This window comes from Sporosalibacterium faouarense (assembly GCF_016765695.1).
In the GTDB taxonomy this organism is placed as follows: Bacteria; Bacillota; Clostridia; order Tissierellales; family VENL01; genus Sporosalibacterium; species Sporosalibacterium faouarense.
Map to the genome: position 1 here is coordinate 1 of NZ_JAETGO010000037.1, position 22,234 is coordinate 22,234.

General features: G+C 33.4%; 20 protein-coding genes and 1 other annotated feature. All 20 genes read right to left on the reverse strand.

Going from position 1 to position 22,234, the window contains the following annotated elements; all coding sequences use genetic code 11:
• Window positions 1–168 precede the first annotated feature (168 nt).
• The 20 genes from asnA to JMO20_RS06500 all read right to left on the reverse strand — a co-directional run bounded on the left by asnA (window position 169) and on the right by JMO20_RS06500 (window position 22,219).
• Window positions 169–1,179, reverse strand: coding sequence for an aspartate--ammonia ligase (gene asnA, locus JMO20_RS06405; RefSeq protein ID WP_202708710.1), 1,011 nt, complete (start codon window positions 1,177–1,179; stop codon window positions 169–171).
• Window positions 1,180–1,229: 50 nt separating this feature from the next.
• Window positions 1,230–1,482 (reverse strand) — a binding site (T-box leader).
• Between the two features lie 95 nt (window positions 1,483–1,577).
• Window positions 1,578–3,209: an L-glutamate gamma-semialdehyde dehydrogenase gene (gene pruA / locus JMO20_RS06410; protein WP_202708711.1), complete on the reverse strand. Its 1,632-nt coding sequence runs from the start codon at window positions 3,207–3,209 to the stop codon at window positions 1,578–1,580.
• 87 nt (window positions 3,210–3,296) lie between these two features.
• The gene (locus JMO20_RS06415; protein WP_202708712.1) at window positions 3,297–4,445 is read right to left on the reverse strand and encodes an NAD(P)/FAD-dependent oxidoreductase; all 1,149 of its coding nucleotides are present in this window, start codon (window positions 4,443–4,445) and stop codon (window positions 3,297–3,299) included.
• Window positions 4,438–4,716, reverse strand: a complete 279-nt coding sequence (locus tag JMO20_RS06420) for a (2Fe-2S)-binding protein (RefSeq protein ID WP_202708713.1) — start codon at window positions 4,714–4,716, stop codon at window positions 4,438–4,440. Before JMO20_RS06420 ends, JMO20_RS06415 begins: the two co-directional genes overlap by 8 nt.
• Before the next feature lies 1 nt (window position 4,717).
• The gene (locus JMO20_RS06425; protein WP_202708714.1) at window positions 4,718–5,209 is read right to left on the reverse strand and encodes a 4Fe-4S dicluster domain-containing protein; all 492 of its coding nucleotides are present in this window, start codon (window positions 5,207–5,209) and stop codon (window positions 4,718–4,720) included.
• A 3-nt stretch (window positions 5,210–5,212) separates the two neighbouring features.
• Window positions 5,213–6,295: an NAD(P)/FAD-dependent oxidoreductase gene (locus JMO20_RS06430; protein WP_202708715.1), complete on the reverse strand. Its 1,083-nt coding sequence runs from the start codon at window positions 6,293–6,295 to the stop codon at window positions 5,213–5,215.
• On the reverse strand, window positions 6,292–6,597 hold the full coding sequence (locus tag JMO20_RS06435; protein ID WP_202708716.1) for a (2Fe-2S)-binding protein: 306 nt from the start codon (window positions 6,595–6,597) through the stop codon (window positions 6,292–6,294). Before JMO20_RS06435 ends, JMO20_RS06430 begins: the two co-directional genes overlap by 4 nt.
• 225 nt (window positions 6,598–6,822) lie before the next feature.
• Window positions 6,823–8,253, reverse strand: a complete 1,431-nt coding sequence (gene purB, locus JMO20_RS06440; RefSeq protein WP_202708717.1) for an adenylosuccinate lyase — start codon at window positions 8,251–8,253, stop codon at window positions 6,823–6,825.
• Window positions 8,254–8,338: 85 nt separating this feature from the next.
• The gene (locus JMO20_RS06445) at window positions 8,339–9,532 is read right to left on the reverse strand and encodes a pyridoxal phosphate-dependent aminotransferase (RefSeq protein WP_202708718.1); all 1,194 of its coding nucleotides are present in this window, start codon (window positions 9,530–9,532) and stop codon (window positions 8,339–8,341) included.
• A 121-nt stretch (window positions 9,533–9,653) separates the two neighbouring features.
• Window positions 9,654–10,037, reverse strand: coding sequence for a helix-turn-helix transcriptional regulator (locus JMO20_RS06450; protein WP_202708719.1), 384 nt, complete (start codon window positions 10,035–10,037; stop codon window positions 9,654–9,656).
• Window positions 10,038–10,041: 4 nt separating this feature from the next.
• Window positions 10,042–10,878: a PHP domain-containing protein gene (locus JMO20_RS06455; RefSeq protein ID WP_202708720.1), complete on the reverse strand. Its 837-nt coding sequence runs from the start codon at window positions 10,876–10,878 to the stop codon at window positions 10,042–10,044.
• Window positions 10,879–11,026: 148 nt separating this feature from the next.
• Window positions 11,027–11,995 carry a dipeptidase gene (locus JMO20_RS06460; protein ID WP_202708721.1) on the reverse strand — a complete coding sequence of 323 codons (969 nt, stop codon included), beginning with the start codon at window positions 11,993–11,995 and terminating at the stop codon, window positions 11,027–11,029.
• A 92-nt stretch (window positions 11,996–12,087) separates the two neighbouring features.
• Window positions 12,088–12,348 carry a stage V sporulation protein S gene (locus JMO20_RS06465; protein ID WP_202708722.1) on the reverse strand — a complete coding sequence of 87 codons (261 nt, stop codon included), beginning with the start codon at window positions 12,346–12,348 and terminating at the stop codon, window positions 12,088–12,090.
• 177 nt (window positions 12,349–12,525) lie between these two features.
• Complete coding sequence (gene rny / locus JMO20_RS06470) at window positions 12,526–14,052, reverse strand: ribonuclease Y (protein ID WP_202708723.1); 1,527 nt, start codon at window positions 14,050–14,052, stop codon at window positions 12,526–12,528.
• 326 nt (window positions 14,053–14,378) lie between these two features.
• Window positions 14,379–15,425, reverse strand: a complete 1,047-nt coding sequence (gene recA / locus JMO20_RS06475; protein ID WP_279380071.1) for a recombinase RecA — start codon at window positions 15,423–15,425, stop codon at window positions 14,379–14,381.
• A 99-nt stretch (window positions 15,426–15,524) separates the two neighbouring features.
• Entirely contained in the window at window positions 15,525–16,763 is a 1,239-nt protein-coding gene (locus JMO20_RS06480) for a competence/damage-inducible protein A (protein ID WP_202708725.1), read from the reverse strand.
• Between the two features lie 23 nt (window positions 16,764–16,786).
• Window positions 16,787–17,332 carry a CDP-diacylglycerol--glycerol-3-phosphate 3-phosphatidyltransferase gene (gene pgsA, locus JMO20_RS06485; RefSeq protein WP_202708726.1) on the reverse strand — a complete coding sequence of 182 codons (546 nt, stop codon included), beginning with the start codon at window positions 17,330–17,332 and terminating at the stop codon, window positions 16,787–16,789.
• The gene (gene rimO / locus JMO20_RS06490; RefSeq protein ID WP_202708727.1) at window positions 17,316–18,656 is read right to left on the reverse strand and encodes a 30S ribosomal protein S12 methylthiotransferase RimO; all 1,341 of its coding nucleotides are present in this window, start codon (window positions 18,654–18,656) and stop codon (window positions 17,316–17,318) included. The genes pgsA and rimO overlap by 17 nt, the downstream gene beginning before the upstream one ends.
• Before the next feature lie 17 nt (window positions 18,657–18,673).
• Entirely contained in the window at window positions 18,674–19,720 is a 1,047-nt protein-coding gene (mnmH, locus tag JMO20_RS06495) for a tRNA 2-selenouridine(34) synthase MnmH (protein WP_202708728.1), read from the reverse strand.
• A 105-nt stretch (window positions 19,721–19,825) separates the two neighbouring features.
• A complete protein-coding gene (locus JMO20_RS06500; RefSeq protein ID WP_202708729.1) occupies window positions 19,826–22,219 on the reverse strand; it encodes a DNA translocase FtsK in 2,394 nt (797 codons plus the stop codon).
• Between the last annotated feature and the right edge of the window lie 15 nt (window positions 22,220–22,234).

A 22,234-nucleotide genomic window follows, 5' to 3' on the forward strand; every position in this document is an offset into this window, starting at 1 on the left:
TAAGTGGGAGAGAAGACTTCTCTTCAGGTGGAGTAGAGTCTCCATCTGAAGCCCCGATGTTCTACTTTAGCAGAACGAGTTCACTTTTTATTTGTTATTAATTTGCCTTTAATATGACATCCTTTTTAATCTTCTAGGTCCTTTATTAACCTTAACTCAACTTATCTGTTACAACAGATTAATATTCCCCTTTGCACATTCTTCATGCATTTCTTGTGACCACACTGAGGCTTGAACCTCTCCTACATGTGCCTTTCTTAGAAAATACATACAAATTCTTGATTGGCCAATTCCACCACCAACAGTATAAGGTAATTTTCCTTCCAATAGCATTCTATGGAATTCTAATTCCTTTCTTTCCTCACATCCTGCTATTTCTAACTGCTTTTCTAAAGCCTCTTCGTCCACCCTAATTCCCATTGAAGATAGTTCAAATGCTCTTTCTAGTACTGGATACCAGAATATTATATCTCCATTTAGAGTCCAGTCATCATAATCTGGTGATCTGCCATCATGCTTCTGTCCAGATTTAAGCTTCCCTCCAATTTGCATGATAAATACAGCGCCTTTTTCCTTTGCTATCTTATCTTCTCTTTCACTAGGAGTAAGCTCTGGGTACCTGTCTTCCAGCTCTTGTGTAGTAATAAAACTAATCTCTTCAGGAAGTATTTTTTCGTACCCTGATAGTATGTCAAACATAAATTCTTCAACATCTTTGAATACTCCATATATTTTTCTTACTATCTCCTTTAACGTCTTTTCTGTCCTCTGTTCTTTTAATATGATTTTTTCCCAATCCCATTGGTCTACATAGATAGAGTGAAGATTATCTAACTCTTCATCCTTACGTATAGCATTCATATCTGTGTAGATACCTTCTCCTGGCTTAAAATCATATCTGTGTAGAGCCATACGTTTCCACTTAGCAAGTGAGTGAACTATCTCAGCCCTCTTATCGCCAATTCCTTTAACTTCAAATGAAATGGGCTTTTCACTTCCATTTAAGTTATCATTTGTACCTGTTTCTGGAATAACAAATAGAGGTGCAGAGATTCTTGTCAACTCCAGTACCTCTGCGAGATTATTCTCGAAATAGTCCTTTAATTTTTTAATCGTTACTTCTGTTTCATAAACACTTAATTGAGGCTTATAGCCTTTTGGTATTACTAGATTTTTCACATGAATCTCCTCCCTTAATTTTAAATATAAAAAAGCCCTTCATCCCAAAAGCAAGGGACGAAAGGCTATTTTCGCGGTACCACCCAAGTTAGCATAATGCTCACTCATATCAGTACGGATATACAAATATTATACATCGATACTGTCCAATTATAACGGTTTGGCTCCGTCTAAGCCTACTCTTAAGTAATTTCGGTTAGCAACTCAGAGATGTTCTTCAATATAGTCTTTGTACTAGTCTTCCACCATCACTAGTTCGCTATAACTTATCTCTATATCTACTCTTCTCATCACAGTTTTTATAACTATACATATATTATGTTTAAATTATCATAATTCTATTACATTTTTTTAATTTTGTCAATGGAAATTTATTCTTTTTTAAACTTTTTGTAATATTATTTTTCTTCCATAAATGGATATCTATACCCTTTAGGAGGATTAAAGTTCTCCTTAATAGTTCTAGGATTCATCCATCTTAAGAGATTAAGACTACTTCCAGCCTTATCATTAGTACCAGAAGCTCTTCCCCCACCAAATGGTTGCTGTCCTACAACTGCTCCAGTTGGCTTATCATTTATATAGAAGTTTCCAGCAGTATGTGTAAGCTTTTCCTGCATATAAACAATAGCATTTCTATCCTGAGCAAATATAGCTCCTGTAAGTCCATAAGGTGATGTAGTATTACATAGGTCTAATGCCTTATCTAATTCATCATCATTATAAACATATATCGTTAAAACTGGTCCAAATATTTCTTCCTCCATAGACTTAAATCTTGGTTCCTTTGCAACTATTATGGTTGGCTCTATAAAATAGCCCTTACTATCATCGTATTTTCCACCACTTATTATCTCAGAATCCTCTGATTCATGGGCAAAATCAATATATGATTTTATCTTTTCAAAGGAGCTTTGATCTATAACTGCACCCATAAAGTTAGTGAAGTCTTCAGCATCGCCCATTTTAATAGTTGAAACCTCTTCAACTAATTTAGATTGAAGCTCTAACCAAATACTCTCAGGTATATATGCCCTAGATGCAGCTGAACATTTTTGCCCTTGAAATTCAAACGCCCCTCTTAATAATGCAATTGCTAGAGCATCAACGTCTGATGATTCATGGGCAAATACAAAGTCCTTACCACCAGTTTCTCCAACTATTCTAGGGTAATACTTATATTTGTGAATATTATCTCCTACTGTTTTCCACATGGATTTAAATACTGCTGTTGAGCCAGTAAAATGTATCCCTGCGAGATTTTCATTATCCATTACAATATTTCCAACTTCGCTTCCTCGACCTGGTATAAAGTTAATAACTCCATCAGGAAGACCTGCCTCTTGTAATAGCTTCATTACAAAGTATCCTGAATACACTGAAGTTGAAGCCGGTTTCCAAACTGCTACATTTCCAGCCATTGCAGGAGCTGTAGGTAAATTACCAGCAATTGAAGTGAAATTGAATGGTGTAACAGCAAATACAAAGCCTTCAAGAGGTCTATATTCCACTCTATTCCAATCATTAGCTGTTGATGCTGGCTGTTGTCCATAAAGCTCTGTTAAGTAATAGGCATTAAATCTAAAGAAATCTATAAGCTCACAAGCCGCATCTATCTCTGCTTGAAATGCTGTTTTACTTTGGCTTAACATTGTTGCAGCATTTAATGTGCTTCTCCAAGGTCCAGCTAATAATTCAGCAGCCTTTAAGAATACAGAAACCCTATGTTGCCAAGGCATTTTCTCCCACTTTTCTTTAGCTTCTAATGAAGCCTCTATAGCCATTTCAACTTCTTCTTTTCCAGCCATATGATATTTAGCTAAAACATGTTTCTTATCATGAGGAATTATACATTCAGAAGTATTACCTGTAAAGATTTCTTTTCCTCCTATTATGAGAGGGATCTCCATTTCCTTTTCTTTTAACTCTTTAAGCTTTGCTTTTAACTCAGCCTTCTCACTACTACCAGGTGCATAAGAAAGGATTGGTTCATTTTCAGGTTCTCTTACTTTAAAATATGCATTTGACATTATTACGCCCCCTTAATTTGTATGACTATTAATCATTATATAATAGTTTTCAAATAAATGAAAATATTTAGAATATTTTTATTATAATTATACTACAGAAGGTTCAAGGACTAATTCTCCTCTTTCAAATCTATCCTTATCTAACATACTTATATCAATTGATGTTTTTTCACCTAATATCTGCTCTGCCAATAGTAACCCTGTCATTGGTGCTAACATGAATCCATGACCACTAAATCCTATTGCAAGATAAAAGCCATCTAGCTCCTTAACAGATCCTAGTATCGGTTGCTTATCTGGAGTGATATTATACAGTCCTGCCCACTGTCTTATAACTCTTAAGCCTCCTAAAGCAGGAAGTAGTTCAGTAACAGTCTTAGACATCTCATCAAGGAATTGCCAGCTTGAAGTTCTTCTTAGGTCTCTAGGCTCATTTGCATCTCCTCTACCCATTATAAATGCACCAACAGGAGTTTGTTGACAATATATATTTAAAGAGAATGACATAACCATTGGTCCTTGAGTTGGTTCAACTGGTTCAGTAACTAATATCTGATGTCGTTCCGAATAAACTGGTAAATCAATTCCTACCATATCTCCAATTTCCTTAGAGAAACCACCAGCAGCATTGACTACTTTTGAGGTGGCTATTTCACCTTTATTAGTAATTACGCCTGTTATTTTAGTATTGTCAGTTTTTATTCCAGTTACTTCAGTATTGGTATAAAACTTTACTCCTAATCGCTTAGCTGCCTTTGCATATGCATCTGTAGTTGTAAAAGGATTCAAATGACCATCCTTTGGACAGAAAGTAGCACTTATAATGTTCTCTGTATTTAGATAAGGAACTATCTTAGTTGCTTCCTCTGGAGTTATTTGATTAACTTCAATACCTAAGCTTTTTTGTAGTTTTACATTCTTTTTAAACTGCTGGTGTTCTTTTTCCGTAGAGGCTACTATTAGGTATCCCCCTTGTTTAAACTCAATATCCCCCTCATATTCTAGAACTTCATTGGCCGTTTCATAAAATTTTATACTTTCCATAGCAAGCTTACAGTTCATCTCTGTTCCCCATTGTTGCCTTACCCCCGCACCACATCTTCCAGTAGCACCACTTGCTAAATAGTCTTTTTCGATAACTACTACATCTTTAACACCTTTTTTAGCTAAATTATAAGCGATTGAACATCCGGTTATTCCCCCGCCTATAATTACTACTTCTGCAGATTTAATCATTAGACTCCCTCCCATCAGCTATAGTCTTAAGTTTTATACCCATAGTGGGAGGTCTGTTAGTACAAGGTTGCAAATCATGGATATCCTTACCTGTAATCCTTGAAATCTCCCTTAGTATTAGCTGAGAACAAGTCCTTCCTTGACAGGGTCCCATGCCAGCTCTTGAAATCCTTTTTATTTCTTCAAGGGAGGTATACCCATCATTTATTAAATCTCTAATATCCTGCAATGATAAATCCGAACATCTACAAATAATAGTATTATTATCCATTTTAGACCTCCTCCACTTTAATATTTCTAAACTGATAAAGAAAATCTCTATTTACCGCAAGATGAACTATAGGAGTCTTATCAAATGATTTTGGATTTTGAACTTTTATAACTTTCACATCTGTAATGTATTCTCCTGCTCTATTTAGTCCCTTAACAATATCCCCCTTGTTAGGAAGAGGTAAAAACTCATATGGAATTTTAAACAGTACTTCTTCATCGGAATAACTTCCATCAATTACGATTATTGCCAAACCAGGACAAGCACTAATACACATTCCACACCCGTTACAGTTTTTATCATTAATACTTGGAGTATCGTTAATATCATTAAACTCTTGTATTGCATCTCTTAAGCATGAAGTAGAACATGGATTGCAAGGTATTCTCTGATAGCACTCTATTACTGCTGCTGGACCTTCATTTATTCTATCTTCATTTGGAAATACTGATTTTATATCTTCCATTGTAGGAATTCCTGTCTTTTTTAACATATCCTACACCCCCATAACCTTATTAATACCGCTCCTAATCTTAGTTCCAACTGGTCCTGAGCGTAGAGCTTCTAGTTGATTCCTATAATCTTTCTTTAGTTCTAAATAATTCTCATGTTTAAAGCCTATTTTTTCAGCCGCGCAAAGTCCCGTTAAATAGCCTTCAACCATGGCACTACTGGCTTCCTCTACACCTGCTACATCTCCTGCTACGAAAATACTGTCTACTGTGGTTTCATAATTTTCATTTCTTAATGGTGCTATTCCACCTAATTCTGGAACATACATCATTTTACATCCAGCTTGTTGTAATAGCTCTGCTAATGGTGATAATCCAACAGATATGCACATTACATCTGTTTCTATTACTTCTTCTGTACCTTCTATTGGATTCCAGTTTTCATCAAGCTTGGATATCACGACCTTTTCTAATGTATCATTCCCTATAGCTTCCTTTACAGTGTATCTAGTAAGGATTGGAACCCCCATTCTTCGCACTTTTGATGCATGTACCAAGTATCCCCCTATTTTAGGTGCAGCATCAATAATTCCAACTACCTCAACACCTGCTTGCATTAATTGATAACTAACGATTAGACCAATATTTCCCGCACCGATCATTAATACCTTCTTACCTGGTCTAATACCATAAACATTCATTAAAGTTTGAACAGCTCCCGCTCCATATATTCCAGGCAAATCGTTATTTGGAAATGCTAGTACCTTTTCGCTGGCACCAGTCGCTATAATGGTAGCTTTTGGTTTGATTTTTACATATTTTTCATCTTTAGTAGCAGTTATAACACCATCTTCATATAATCCTAAAACAGTAGTGTTATTTAAAATCTCAACATTCTCTTTATAATCGTTCAATTTATCTAACAATATTTCAGAGATATTAAACCCCCTTTTTGAAGCATATTGCTTTTCTGACCCAAAGAACATATGAGTCTGTTTAATTAATTGCCCCCCAAGCTTTTCATTCCTATCTATAAGCAATACCTTAGCACCACTGGATGCTGCACTTATAGCAGAGCATAAACCTGCAGGGCCACCACCTATAATCGCTAAATCTGTATACTTCATAGGATTTCACCCTTTCCATTTTGGTTTTCTACAACCATTCCATCCTCCACCATAGTTACACAGGTTCTTACGTTTGGTTCCCCATTTACAACCATAAAACAGGAAGAACAGTTTCCGATAGCACAATAAAATCCTCTAGGTCTATGCTTAAATATACTCTTGCCTAGAACCTTAACACCTGCAGCATGTAAAGCTGCTGCTATGGTTTCACCTTGGAAAGCCTCAATTTCTTTTCCGTCAAAGATAAATTTTATCTTTTTCCCCCGTTGAAATTCTAAGATTGGATGCTTATCAATCCTCATTCCTTCACCCCTTTATTGTTGAAGTTAACTACCACAAAGACTAACATTGCGAATCTTGTTAATTTTCACAATATTCAATATTAAATCTTCTACATAAAATGCTAAAATCCTTCTTATTTTTGTATGAAATCCTTCTTCTATTTCTATATTCAGCCTGTCTATAAAATATTACTATTGTATAAATAAGAAAAAGAGTGAAGATCTTAGTCCTCACTCTAACTTATTTTAAACTTTTAATTTTATATCAATTCCTAATAGATCTTTGTTATCTTCAAGTATTGGCTTAATGTGATCATTCACTAAGTCCTCTACCTGTTCAGGGGACCTGCCAATAAAGTTCTTAGGGTCAACTATTCCAAGTATTTCTTCTTCAGTTAAATTAAATTTGTCACTTTTAGCTATTCTGTATAATAAATCGTTTTTATTTCCTTTCTCCTTAACTTCCCTGCTTGCTTCCATTGATAACTTTCTTATTTCCTCATGAAGCTCTTGTCTATCTCCACCCTTTTTAACAGCTTCCATAAGAATATTCTCAGTAGCCATAAATGGTAACTCTTCATCTATGTGCTTATTAATTACATTTTCATATACAACTAATCCACTGAAAATATTAATTCCAATTTCAAGAATAGCATCACAAGCTAGGAATCCCTGAGGTATTGAAAGTCTTTTATTTGCTGAATCATCTAAAGTTCTCTCAAACCATTGTGTAGAAGCTGTCATTGCTGGATTCATCATATCGGCAATTATAAATCTAGATAATGCTGCTATTCTTTCACTTCTCATAGGATTTCTCTTATATGCCATCGCTGATGATCCAATTTGATTTTTCTCAAATGGCTCTTCTATCTCCTTTAGGTGCTGTAATAATCTTATATCATTAGTTATCTTATGTAGTGACTGTCCTATGCCACTTAATGCATATAGAACATCAAAATCAACTTTTCTTGAGTATGTTTGTCCTGTTACTGGATAAGTACTATCAAACCCTAGTTTTTTAGCTACTAGTTTATCAAGCTCATTTACTCTATCGTGATCATTGTCAAATAGCTTTAAGAAGCTTGCCTGTGTACCAGTAGTACCCTTTACACCCCTTAGCTTTAATGATTTAATAACATGCTCTAGATTTTGATAATCTATATATATATCATGTAGCCAAAGAGCAGCTCTTTTTCCAACTGTTGTAAGCTGAGCGGGCTGGAAATGAGTAAACCCTAAAGTCGGCAATGATTTGTATTCAACTGCAAAACTTGCAATTCTATCCATTAAATTGACTAGCTTTCTTTTTATTACTTCAAGTCCTCTTCTAATAAGAATGATATCAGTATTGTCTCCTACGAAAGCACTAGTGGCACCTAAATGGATTATAGGTCTTGCCTTTGGACATTGCTCTCCATAAGCGTGAATATGAGCCATAACATCATGTCTAAATTCCTTTTCCTTTTCAGCTGCAACATCATAGTTGATATTATCTTTATTTGATTTTAACTCGTCAATCTGTTCTTGAGTAATATCTAGACCTAATTCTTTTTGTGACTCTGCCAGAGCTATCCATAACTCCCTCCATGTCCCAAACTTTGAATCAGGTGAAAAGGTGTTTGCCATTTCCTTACTAGCATACCTAGATATCAAAGGATTTTCATAAATAGGTTTCATAATATATTCTCCTCTCTTTTTTGGATTCCAATAAAAAGATATGAGGTTAAAACCTCATATCTTATGATTTCAATATTTCTGACTTCTATACATTCAAGAATTGATCAATTCTATTTAATCCTTCTTTTATATTATCCATGGAAGTAGCATATGAAAGTCTTATATAATCATCAGAACCAAAAGCTAAACCAGGAACCACTGCCACATTAGCCTTTTCTAATAAAACATTTGCTAAATCCACTGAATTTTCAATAGTTTGGCCATTAATTTCTTTTCCCTTTAATTTAGAAATGTTAGCCATTACATAGAAAGCTCCTTTAGGTTTTTTGCAAGATAAGCCTTCTATAGAGTTTATTCTATCTACCATAAAGTTTCTTCTCTCAACAAAATGCTTTTTCATCTCTTCTATTACACTTTGGTCTCCTGAAAGACCCTCAACACTTGCATACTGAGATATAGATGATGCATTAGATGTTGTATGGCTTTGTAGATTAGTCATAATTTTAATTATATTTTCATGGGCTGCTGCAATACCAATTCTCCAACCAGTCATTGCATAAGCTTTTGACATGCCATTAATTACTATAGTAAGATCCTTAATTTTATTATTCAAAGAAGCTATACTTATATGCTTCTCATTATCATAAATTAATTTTTCATAGATTTCATCAGATACTACAAAAATATTATTTTTAACTGCCCAATCAGCAATAGCTTCTAATTCTTCTTTACTATAAACTGTTCCCGTTGGATTGCTAGGGCTATTCAGTATAATCGCTTTAGTTTTATCTGTCAGGGCTTTTTCTAAATCTTCCATTTTATATTTAAAATCATTTTCTTCCTTAGCTTCAACATCCACTGGAACTCCATCAGCTAGCTTTACTAGCTCAGGATAACTTACCCAGAATGGATTAGGTATTATTACTTCATCTCCAGGGTTTAGTATTGCACTAAAAGCATTATATAGGGAATGCTTAGCTCCACTGGATACTAAAATATTATTTGGCTTATACTCAAGACCATTATCCCTCTTGAATTTATCACAAGCTGCTTTTTTCAGTTCAATTATTCCTGGTGTAGCAGTGTATCTTGTATTACCTTTCTCAATAGCTTTAATACCAGCCTCTTGGATATTTTTTGGTGTATTAAAATCTGGCTCTCCAGCGCCAAAACCAATTACGTCTATTCCTCTACTTTTCATCTCATTAGCTTTAGCTGTTATTTCCAATGTAACTGATGGTGTGATACTCTTAGCTTTCTCTGAAAGATTAAAATTCATTTTATCCCTCCACTTTATATTGGTTGTATGTATTTTTTACGTATCCATTATACTATAATCACTAGTAATCTTCTACAAGAAAATCCGATAAAATGACATTTTTCCTAAATGTTAAGAAAACTTAAATTTTACTATTATATATATCATTCAAAGTATTTTTGACAATAGTCAAGGAGTCTTCAAATATTGGTTTATATAATAGCTGAACCTTTTTATAATGGTCATATCCTTCATCTGTTAGTTTATAGTATCTAATAGATCTCTTATCTGGCTCTTGCCATCTTCCCTTTACATATCCATTCTCTTCCATTTCCCTAAGCAATGGATAAATCATTCCAGGACTAGGCTCCCATTTATATTCTAGTCTTTCCTTTATCTCTTCAATTATTTCATTTCCATAATAACTTTTATCCTTCAATAAGTGTAGTATATAAAGCTTCACAAAAGAAGTTGTACTAATTTTTGAAGGAAACTGTCTATTTCTTTCATTCTTATATTTACTCACAAAATCACCCTTGCTTTATTTTTTCTGCTTTATCCCTTAAGTCTTCAACTACTTTAAAGTCTACATAATACTCCCCTAGTAGAGGATTGCCGTCTATTAAAACACCATGACAATCAGATCCACCAGTACTAATTAAATTATATTTTTCTGCTAATTGGCATAAGATCTTTACTTCATCTTTACTATGTTTTGAATGTACTGCCTCTACTCCATCTAAACCAAGACCTTTTATTTCTCTGACTATTCTTTGAGTTTTAATAATTCCTGGATGGGCCATAACTGCCACTCCCCCAGCTTGATGGATTAAATCTATAGAATTATATACATTCAATTTATATCTATTAGCATATGCCCTCTTACCTCTTCCTAAATATTTATCAAAAGCTTCTTGTATATTATCAACATATCCTTTTTCAACTAACACTCTTGCAACATGGGGCCTGCCAATAAATCCTTTGTCTGTTATTTTCTTTACCTCATCTAGTGAAATATCAATGCCTATTTCAATAAGTTTTTCCACCATTTTATGTCCTCTTTCTTGGCGAGACTCCTTTAATTTACGAGTTTCTTCTTGTAATGCAGCATTATTAATATCTATAAAATATCCCAGTATATGAATCTCTTCTCCACTATAGTCAGAGCTCAATTCGATTCCCGGTACTACTAGAAAATCTTCATATTGCTTCGCCTTTTCAATTGCTTCTTCAATTCCAAGGGTCGTATCATGATCCGTTACAGCTATTGCCTTCAAATCTTTCTTTACTGCCCAATCTACAACCTCTGAAGGAGTAAATATTCCATCTGATGCTGTTGTATGAACATGCAAATCTACTTTCTTCATATTTGTCCTCCTTATATTACCATGAAATCTTCATATTTTCTACTTTAAAGTATATGCAATTCCACTTATATTGCTACTTATTTATCTGTTAGAATTATATATCTACAAATTAAATATATTTTTGCAAGATTATATCCCTATAATTTAATCACCTAAGAATATCTTTAATTACCCTAGCAAAATTATTTCCCATAACTTTATTTATATCCTCTTCCTTAAAGCCTCTTTTTCTCATTTCATCACTTATTTTATAAATCTGAGATATGTCAGATACATCTTCAGGTACTTTAGCTCCGTCATAATCTGAGCCTAAGCCTACACAGTCAATTCCACCTAAATTGGCTATATACTCAATATGGTTTACTATTGAATTTACATTTGCTTTTTCAGGCTCATTTTCAAGAAATTTAGTGAAATAGTTCACACCTATAACTCCATTTAGTTTTGATACAGCCTTTATCTGATTATCTTTTAAATTTCTATCATTTTGACAAATATTATAAGCACATGAATGAGAGGCTATTAGGGGCTTATCAGTTATATCCATAACATCCCAAAAACTCTTTTCAGAGAGATGAGATACATCAACTATTATACCCAATCTATTCATTTCTTTTACAACTTCACGACCAAAATGAGTTAATCCTCCACCACTGATATTTTCACCAACTCCATCGGCTATACTATTTCTACCATTCCAAGTTAAAGTCATGCACCTTAAACCAAGTTTATAGAGCACCCTCAATACAGCCAAATCATTGCCAATTGGTTCACCACCCTCTAATGCTAAAAGGGCTGACATCTTACCATCTTCTTTATTCCTAACCAATTCTTCATAATTGTGGATAATAGATATATGATCTGAGTTTTCTTCAAGCTTTCTATATAATAAGTCAATATAATTAAGACATTTTTTTAAGGATAATTCAGGGTTATAAATTGGATAAAGCCATATAGCCATAAATTGAAGATCTACTTTAGCCTTCTTCATTTTTTCTAAAGTTATTGCTGTGGAATCATTTTTATAAAAATCCTTTTCTTCTTTAGTTCTAGTGATATGAGATTTCTCCAATCCCAACAAAGTATCGCAGTGGGCATCTACAATAAAATTACTCATTTACATTACCTCCAATATTGAAAATATTATTATTCTATTCTATTTTATTCTAAAAGATAAAAAACCTGCTAGTAAGTAGCAGGTTTTTCGCCTTATCTAGGTTCTACTATTAATTTAATTGCAGTTCTTTCCTCGCCATCTATTTCGATGTCAGTGAAAGCCGGAATACAAATTAGGTCAAGGCCACTAGGAGCAACGAATCCTCTTGCAATAGCTACTGCCTTTACTGCTTGGTTAAGAGCACCCGCACCTATAGCTTGAATCTCCGCATTATTTTGTTCCCTTAGTGCATTTGCCAATGCCCCTGCAACTTTATTTGGACTTGATTTTGCTGATACCTTTAATACATCCACTGTTATAGCCCCCTTATAATATTTTCTTAATATTAGTACATAAGTTAATTTCTACAAAATTTATTAAAATCCTCTTTTTTTATTAAAAAATCTTATTTTTTTCAAAAATATTGAATTTTCTGCATATTTTTATTAATAAAAAAATAAAGAGAAGAAATCTTCTCTTTATTTTATATATTATTTAGCATATTCGATTGCTCTTGTTTCCCTTATAACATTTACTTTAATTTGACCTGGATACTCTAATTCATGCTCAATCTTCTTCACAATATCTCTAGCTAGATGAATTAGCTCAATGTCATCTATAGAATCTGGCTTAACCATTATTCTTATCTCTCTACCAGCTTGAATTGCAAATGATTTTTCGACTCCTTCAAAATCGTTAGCAATATCTTCAAGTTTTTCAAGTCTCTTAATATATGATTCCAAAGTCTCTCTTCTAGCACCTGGTCTTGCTGCTGATATTGCATCAGCTGCTTGTACTAATACAGCTTCTATCGTTTGCGGTTCCACATCTCCATGATGAGCTTCCATAGCATGAAGTACTTCTTTAGACTCTTTATACTTTCTTGCAATGTCAACACCAATAGCAACGTGTGGTCCTTCTACCTCATGGTCAACTGCTTTTCCTAAGTCATGTAATAACCCAGCTCTCTTAGCAATTTTTACGTTTGCTCCAATTTCTGCTGCCATAATACCAGCTAACTGAGCTACCTCTATAGAATGCTTAAGTACATTTTGACCATAGCTAGTTCTATATTTTAATCTACCTAATAGCTTGATTATTTCAGTATGAAGTCCGTGAACTCCTGTATCAAAAGCTGCTTCTTCTCCCTGCTCCCTAATATGGCTGTCCACTTCCTTCTTAGCTTTCTCAACCATCTCTTCAATTCTAGCAGGATGTATTCTACCATCTACAATCAACTTCTCTAAAGCTATTCTAGCTATTTCTCTTCTAATCGGATCAAAACCAGAGAGTATTACAGCTTCAGGTGTATCGTCAATAATTAGATCAATTCCTGTCAACGTCTCTAATGTCCTGATATTCCTTCCTTCTCTACCAATGATTCGCCCCTTCATTTCATCATTTGGTAGGTTAACCACTGTAACAGTTGTTTCAGCTACATGATCAGCTGCACATTTTTGAATAGCATAAGAAACAATTTTCTTTGCTCTCTTCTCAGCCTCTTCTTTAGCCTTGTTCTCAATCTCTTTTATCATAATAGCTGCTTCGTGAGTTATGTCTTTTCTGATGTTACCTAGAAGTAATTCTCTAGCTTCATCAGAAGTTAGTCCAGATAGTCTTTCAAGTTCTTCTACTTGTTTCTTATAAAGTTCTTCAATTTCCCCTTCTTTACCCTCAAGATCTTTTAGCTTCTTATTTAGACGTTCATCCTTTTTCTCTAATGATTCACTCTTTCTATCAAGAGTTTCCTCTTTATGAACAAGCCTTCTCTCTAGCTTTTGAAGTTCATATCTTCTCTCTCTATTTTCCTTTTCAAGATCATTTCTCATTCTATGAACTTCTTCTTTGGCTTCGAGAAGGATTTCTTTTTTATTAGTTTCAGCTTGCTTCTCAGCATCCTCAACAGTTCTTGAAGCTATTTCTTCAGCGCTATTAATCTTACCTTCAGCTATTATTTTCCTTATATAAAAGCCTACCGGTAGTCCTACTATTATTCCTACTATTCCTACTACTACCATCTCAATAATGACAAAGCACCTCCTTCTCTATTTAGTTTTCAAGTTTCGATTCAGTTATTTCATCTCAAATCAAAATTACAATATCACACGTCAGTTCACATAAAAGATAAACCGAGGAGTCTCGGTTTGAGGTCCTACCTTTATTATATTGTGGAACTTTTATTAATACTGTATGATGAATATTTACTAATATTCGTCTTTAATTTTATTACTTTTTAACAAATATGTCAAGCTATTTTACTTTTTACAACGGTTCCAAACACACCATGGTATTGATTAATAACGTCAAATAGGGCAATAAAAAAACCCCAAAACTGGGGTTTAGTTTACTTTTTCTTTTTATCGTCTTTTTTTTCCTTTTCATTTTTAGCTTCTTCTTCTTGATTTTCTTCACCTAACCCATATTGAGCTCTAATTTTAGTCTCTATCTCTTGAGCAACCTCAGGATTATCTCTAAGGAAATCTTTAGCATTTTCTCTACCTTGACCTAATCTAGTGTCTCCATAGCTGTACCATGAACCAGCTTTATTTACAATGTCTGCAGAAACTCCTACATCTAAGATATTACCTTCCTTTGAAATACCCTGACCGTACATAATATCAAACTCAGCTTTCTTAAATGGAGGAGCGACCTTATTCTTAACAACCTTAACTCTTGTTCTATTACCTATCATTTCATCACTATTTTTAAGAGTTTCTATTCTTCTAACATCTAATCTTACTGATGCATAGAACTTTAATGCTCTACCACCTGGTGTAGTTTCAGGATTACCGAACATTATACCAACTTTTTCTCTTAACTGATTAATAAATATAGCAGTAGTATTCGATTTTTTAATAGCACCAGCTAGCTTTCTTAATGCTTGAGACATAAGTCTAGCTTGTAGACCTACGTGACTATCTCCCATTTCTCCTTCTATCTCTGCCTTAGGAACTAAGGCTGCAACTGAGTCAATTACTAGTACATCTACCGCACCACTTCTTACTAAAGCTTCTGCTATTTCTAAGGCCTGCTCACCAGTATCTGGTTGAGAAACTATAAGATTCTCTACATCTACACCTAATTTTTTTGCATATCCAGGATCTAAAGCATGCTCAGCATCTATAAATGCTGCAGCTCCACCTGCTCTTTGAGCCTCTGCAATAATGTGTAATGCAACAGTAGTCTTACCAGATGATTCAGGTCCATAAATCTCTACTATTCTTCCTCTTGGAACTCCGCCTATTCCTAACGCTATGTCTAATTCTAATGATCCTGTAGGTATTGATTCGATATTTAACTTAGCATTTTCACCAAGCTTCATTATTGAACCTTTACCAAATTGTTTTTCAATCTGACTTATAGCCATTTCTAGAGCTTTTTTCTTTTCCATCATAAATTACCCAGATTTCTCTGGTTTTCACCTACCTTTCAATGCTTCGAACATTTGTTCTACAATCATTATATAATACTTTATATTTATGGTCAAATATTATTTTTCCTGTGTTAAAAATTTTATTACTTTGTAAAATGCCATATTAGCAGTTCGATTTTGAACTGTCCTTCTATCTCCAGCAAAATTAAATTTCCATACATTTGAATAGTTCTCAGTGGCTAAACCTATAAACACAAGTCCTACAGGCTTTTCATCACTTCCTCCCGTTGGACCAGCTATTCCAGTTATAGATACTCCTATATCTATATTCTCTCTTTTTAAAAGCCCTTTAGCCATTTCAAGGGCAGTGTATTTACTAACAGCACCGTATTTTTTCAAAGTATCTGAACTTACTTTAACCTCTTCTACCTTCGCCTCATTACTATATGTAACTATTCCACGATCAAATATCGAAGACACTCCTGATAATCTAGTTAATCTACTAGATAACAGTCCTCCTGTACATGATTCACAAAAAGCTATTTTCTTTTCCTCCCTTAGTAAAAGCTTAAAAACAACTTCTTCCAAGGTTTCTCCGTCAAGAGAGTAAATAAATTCACCTATTCTTTCCTGTATTCTCTCAATAGCATTATCTATTGATTTTTCAGCTTCTTTAAAACTTTCTTTTACCGTGCTGATTCTAAGCTTAACCTGACCATTACCAGCATAAGTAGCAATGGTTAAATCCTTCTCTTCCTTTATTATATCTTTAATATTTGTCTCTAAAGTTGACTCTCCTATACCAGCTGTCATGATAGTTTTAGCTAATATTTTATCTTTAGACTCTTTTTTAAACACTGTATTTAAGTATTGATCTAACATAGGATTTAACTCATTTGGTGGCCCCGGTAATAAAACAATGTTCTTATCCTTTATATTTATTGCAAGTCCAGGTGCAGTTCCAAAGTCATTGACAAGCTCAATTCCATCCTTTGGTAGCATAGCCTGCTTTATATTATTTTCTGTCATTTTTACGCCATAGTTTTTAAATCTATCCTTAATCTTATCAAGAATTTCTTCTCTTACCTCTAACTTCAATCCCAATGCTTCACATACGCCTTCCTTAGTTAAATCATCTCCTGTAGGCCCAAGTCCTCCAGTGAAAATTAACAAGTCAGACCTCTCTACGCCCTTTATAGTTGAGTCAATAACATCTTTTAAGTTATCTCCAATTGTAGTATGATAATTAACTCTAACTCCAGACTCATAAAGCTTTCTTGAAATATATTGCGAATTAGTGTTAAGGGTATCACCTGATAATAGTTCCTCTCCTACATTAATTATTTCAGCCTTCATATTCTCATCCTTTACTTGTTGTTTTAATTGGTATTCAATACAAAAACATTCTTGTTTTTATAGAAATAATCTACTCCAGAAATTATAGTAAATGCTGCTGATAACCAAATTAAAATCATATCCATAGGAATATTAGCAAATGAAAATGGGAAGTTGTTTAGTAATACTAGAATGATACCAATCATTTGCGTTATAGTCTTTATCTTACCCCACCAACTGGCAGCAAGAACAATCCCTTCTGAGGCGGCCAGAACTCTTAGTCCAGTAACTGCTAGTTCCCTTGATATTATTATAACTGTTATCCATGCAGATATTACACCCATTCCAGTAAGGGAAATAAGTGCAGCAGAAACTAATAGTTTATCAGCCAAAGGGTCCATAAACTTACCGAATTTAGTTACCATGTTTCTACTTCTAGCAATATGACCATCTAACTGGTCTGTTATAGCAGCAATTATAAATGTCCCAGATGCAATATATTGTCCATATTTTATATTAGTTAATAAAAAAATCATAAAAACTGGAACCAAAATGATTCTAAAAATTGTTAACTTATTTGCTAGATTCATTAGCAATCTCTCCTATCAAATCATATTCTAATGAGTCGGTTATATTCACAGCAACAAAGCTACCTATTTCTAATTTTTTGTCACTATGAACATATACAATACAATCTATTTCCGGGCTATCCATATATGTTCTACCTATAAAGACTCCATCTTCCACTTTTTCTTCAATTAAAACAGTGTAAGTATTGTTGATTCTATGTCTATTTTTTTCAATAGATATTTCTTGTTGAAGTTCCATTATTTTATTTTGTCTTTGTTCTTTTATTTCTTCGCCTAAATGACCTTCCATCTTAGCAGCTGGTGTACCTTCCTCTTTGGAGTAGGTAAACGCACCTAATCTATCAAATTTAGCTTCACCAATGTATTCATAAAGCTCCATAAACTCTTCTTCGGTTTCTCCAGGGAATCCGACTATAACCGTTGTTCTAATAGTCATGTCTGGAATCTCTTCTCTAAGGTTTGTTATTAAATCAGTTATCATCTCCTTAGATGTCTTTCTATTCATTCTTTTTAGCACATTATTATTTATATGCTGGATTGGCATGTCCACATAGTTTACTACTTTTTCATTATTTTTAATACTTTGAACTAAACTATCAGTAAAAGCATCTGGATAAACATATAATAGTCTAATCCATTTGATTCCATCTATTTTATTTAACTCATCTAATAATTCAGGTAGCTTATATTCACCATATAAATCAAACCCATATCTACCTGTATCTTGAGCAATTAGGATTAATTCCTTTGTACCATTTTCAGCTAAAGTCTTTGCCTCTTTTAAAACAGAGTCCATTTTTCTACTTCTATAGCTACCCCTTAATTTCGGTATTATACAATAGGTACAGAAGCTGTCACAGCCTTCTGCAATTTTTATATAAGCACTGTGTTGTGGTGTTGAAATAACCCTAGGCAAATCTTCGTAATAATCATTATCAATCTTTCCTGTCCTATTAACTTTTTTACCTTTTAAAGTTTCGTTTATAATTTCATATATTTCATTTATATTTCCTGTGCCAACGACGGCATCCACCTCTGGTAGCTGCTCCATAAGCTCTTCTTTATATCTTTCAGCCATACAACCTGATACTATTAGAACTTTGCATCTTCCCTCGGTTTTATAATTTTCAGCTTCAACTATGGCATCAATAGACTCCTCCTTAGCTGCATCTATAAAACCACAGGTATTAATAATAATTATATCAGCATCTTCCGGGTCATTTATGAATTTAAATCCTTTCTGTTGTAGATTCCCTGTCATCATCTCTGAGTCAATTAGATTCTTTGAGCATCCAAGGGAAACCATTGCTATGTTATATGTCATGCTTCTTCTCCTTTCTATTAATGAACATGTTTATTGGCAAATTCTATTATTTGGTCTACAGCATTTTCTTCATTTTCATATTCAATAATCATATCATATTCTTCTACCTTATTAATAGAGTAGTCATAAAGAGGATCATAATAATCCACCATAAGGGTCTCTATTACAGGCGAATAATCTTTATCATTAATCTGATTAATAAGAGTATCAACTTTATTATTACTTAACCTTTTTCTTAGATTTTCTAAAGCTTTAATTATTCTATCATTTAAATCTGGTACATCGCTGTTAATGTAGTCTTCAATAATATTTTCTATTCTCTTTTTCATATTAGTTTTAATTAAAATATGATGACAATTCTGCATATTATTATATAAAAAGTCAGGAAGAATAACCTTACCTACTCTTTTACTTTCACTTTCTGTAAATACTAAATTTGATTTCATATTTTGAAAGCTTTTAACAAGATGGGATTCAAATCTTTTCTGAGTGCTAGAGTCTCCTTTAAAGGCCAAGCTTCCAAAGACTGAACCTGTGTTTCTAGCTAATCCCTCTATATCCAACACCGATATATCCTTCTCTTCTAATAGCTTTAATATCTTTGTCTTTCCTACTCCAGTATACCCATGTAGAACTACATAGTTAAACTTATCTTCATAGGTTACCAAATTATCCATAACATAAGCTCTATAGCTCTTATATCCTCCAGTAATTAAATACACATCCAGTCCCATAGTGCTTAGCACATTAGCTATTGAATTACTTCTCATTCCACCTCTATAACAGAATAAAGCTACATCTTTATTTTCATCAATTATTTTCTTTATCTCTGTGTAAAAATGAGTAAGCTTTTTAGATGCATACTCAAGCCCTGCTTCTTTAGCTTTTTGAGAATTCACTTGCTTATATAAATATCCTACCCTTTCTCTTTCCTTATCATTTAGTATAGGGATATTAATCGCATTGGGAATAGTATCTACTTGATACTCCTTAGGACTCCTAACATCAATATAAACTATATTCTCCTTATCAAGGGCCTCTTCAATATCTATACTTTTTATCATTAGTACCACCTGCTTCTACGTATTTAAAGTCTATTACTCAACTTTATTTTTCTTATGCAAATTTAAAAATCTCGTTATCTCTATATGTTTTTTTGATCCCTCATATTATTCCATATCTAAATCTTCTTCACTTACAAGAACCTTTCTAGGCTTACTACCTTCGTGACCTCCTACTATTCCCCTTGCTTCCATTTCGTCCACTAATCTAGCCGCTCTATTATATCCTATTCTTAGCCTTCGCTGAAGCATAGATATAGATGCCTGCTGATCCTTTACAACTAATTCGATTGCATCAGGTAGTAATTCGTCGCTATCATCTGAGCTTAAATCTGCTTCCTTCTCAATATCATCTATTATCTCTTCTTTATAGCTAGTCTCATTTTGATTTTTTAAAAAACTAACTATTTTTTCTACTTCTTCTTCATCTATGAAAGCTCCTTGAATTCTAACGGGCTTAGAGGCGCCTACTGGGTGATAAAGCATATCTCCTTTACCTAATAGTTTTTCAGCACCACCCATACCTAGAATAGTTCTAGAATCTGTTTGTGAAGAAACAGCAAATGATATTCTTGATGGTATATTGGCCTTAATAGTACCTGTAATTACATCTACAGATGGCCTTTGTGTTGCAATGATTAGATGAATACCGGCTGCTCTAGCCATTTGAGCTAATCTACAAATATAGTCCTCTACTTCTGAAGGTGAAACCATCATTAAATCAGCTAATTCGTCAATAATTATAACTATCTGAGTTAACTTTTCTAGCTCTTCATTATTTTCTGCCTTCTTATTGTAACTATATATATCACGAACACCATTACTTGCAAATATCTTATATCTATTTGTCATCTCTTGAACAGCCCAATTTAAAGCTCCAGCTGCCTTCTTAGGGTCAGTAACGACTGGAATTAATAAATGAGGAATATTATTATATACTCCTAACTCAACCACCTTAGGGTCAATCATTAGTAGTTTTACCTCATCGGGTCTAGCTTTATATAAAATACTTGAAATTAGTGTATTTATACAAACACTTTTCCCTGAGCCTGTAGCACCGGCAATTAAAAGGTGAGGCATTTTTTCAATATTTCCTATTATAGGTTTTCCAGTAATATCTTTCCCTAAGGCAAAGGGAACCTTGCTCTTCATATTGACATATTCTTCTGATTGCAATACATCTTTAAGTAATACATTTGCCTTTGATTTATTTGGAACCTCTATACCTATTGCAGATTTACCAGGTATAGGTGCTTCTATCCTAATATCTGAAGCTGCCAATCCCAATGCAATATCGTCAGATAAATTTACAATTTTACTTACCTTCACTCCAGGTGCCGGTTGAACCTCAAATCTTGTTATAGTTGGGCCTCTACTTATTTGAGTTATCTTAGCATTAATCCCGAAGTTATCTAAAGTAGACTCTAGCTTTCTGGCCTTTATTAAAATTTCCTTTTTATTACCTGGTTTATTTAGACTCTTAATATCATTTAGGAAATCTAAAGATGGAAATCTGTAGTCTTCATAGCTTTCTTCGGTAGCTAAAGGTAACTTATCAGTAGATTCTTCATTCTTTTTTTCTTCTTTTCTAAGAAGCTTTTTAGTTTCCTCTACCTTATCTTCAACTTTATCCTCTGACTTCGTTTCCTTGGTATAATCGAGAATTCTTATTTTTTTATCCATTTCACTTGTATTACTGCTATTATTACTTCCTTCTTTGTTATCAGATTTCTTGCTTTCCTCAATATTATTCTCATCTATCTTAATTAGTTTCTCTAAATCTTCATCTTTAGATTTACTATCAGCTTTTTTTGCAGTTTTCTTTTCAATAACTAAAGATTCTTTTATAAGCTGCAGTAGTTTTTTGAAAAAAGTAGCTACGTTTTTAGCAATAAATGAAGTTACATCTACAAAACTTAAATCCGTTAAAACTAAAAAAGAAACTAAAATTAAAGATGTCACTACTATATAAGATCCAATCTTACCAAACATACTAAATATAAAGTAAGAGAACATTGCTCCTATTATACCTCCACCAAGGTGGTACTCTTCTCCAATAACCCCTGACTGAGCTACCCTTTTAATGAATCCCATTTCGTTTAATGGTGTTCCTGTTTTAGTTAGAACATCATAATATCTATCAAAATTGCTTTGAAAATAATAAACATCTAATATTATTAAAAAGGAAACAAATATCGTCAATAATGCCAAGGATCTTTTTCCTTCATGTAAATTAAGTCTATTAAATATAAATAATATTCCTATTACAATAACTAAAAAAGGTATTACATTGCTTCCTACTCCGGCTGCTTGAGTAAAAAACAATCTAATCAGCTTACCGACTGAACCTGTAGAGTTACTATACATACTAACTAAAGATAATATTCCAATAGAAATGATAACAATTCCTATTATTTCTTTATTTATTTCATTCTTCTTTGGTTGTTTGCCTTTATTTGACTTTTTAGAGCTCTTTTTCCTATTGTTTTTTATTTTAACCATTGTAATCACCTCTAA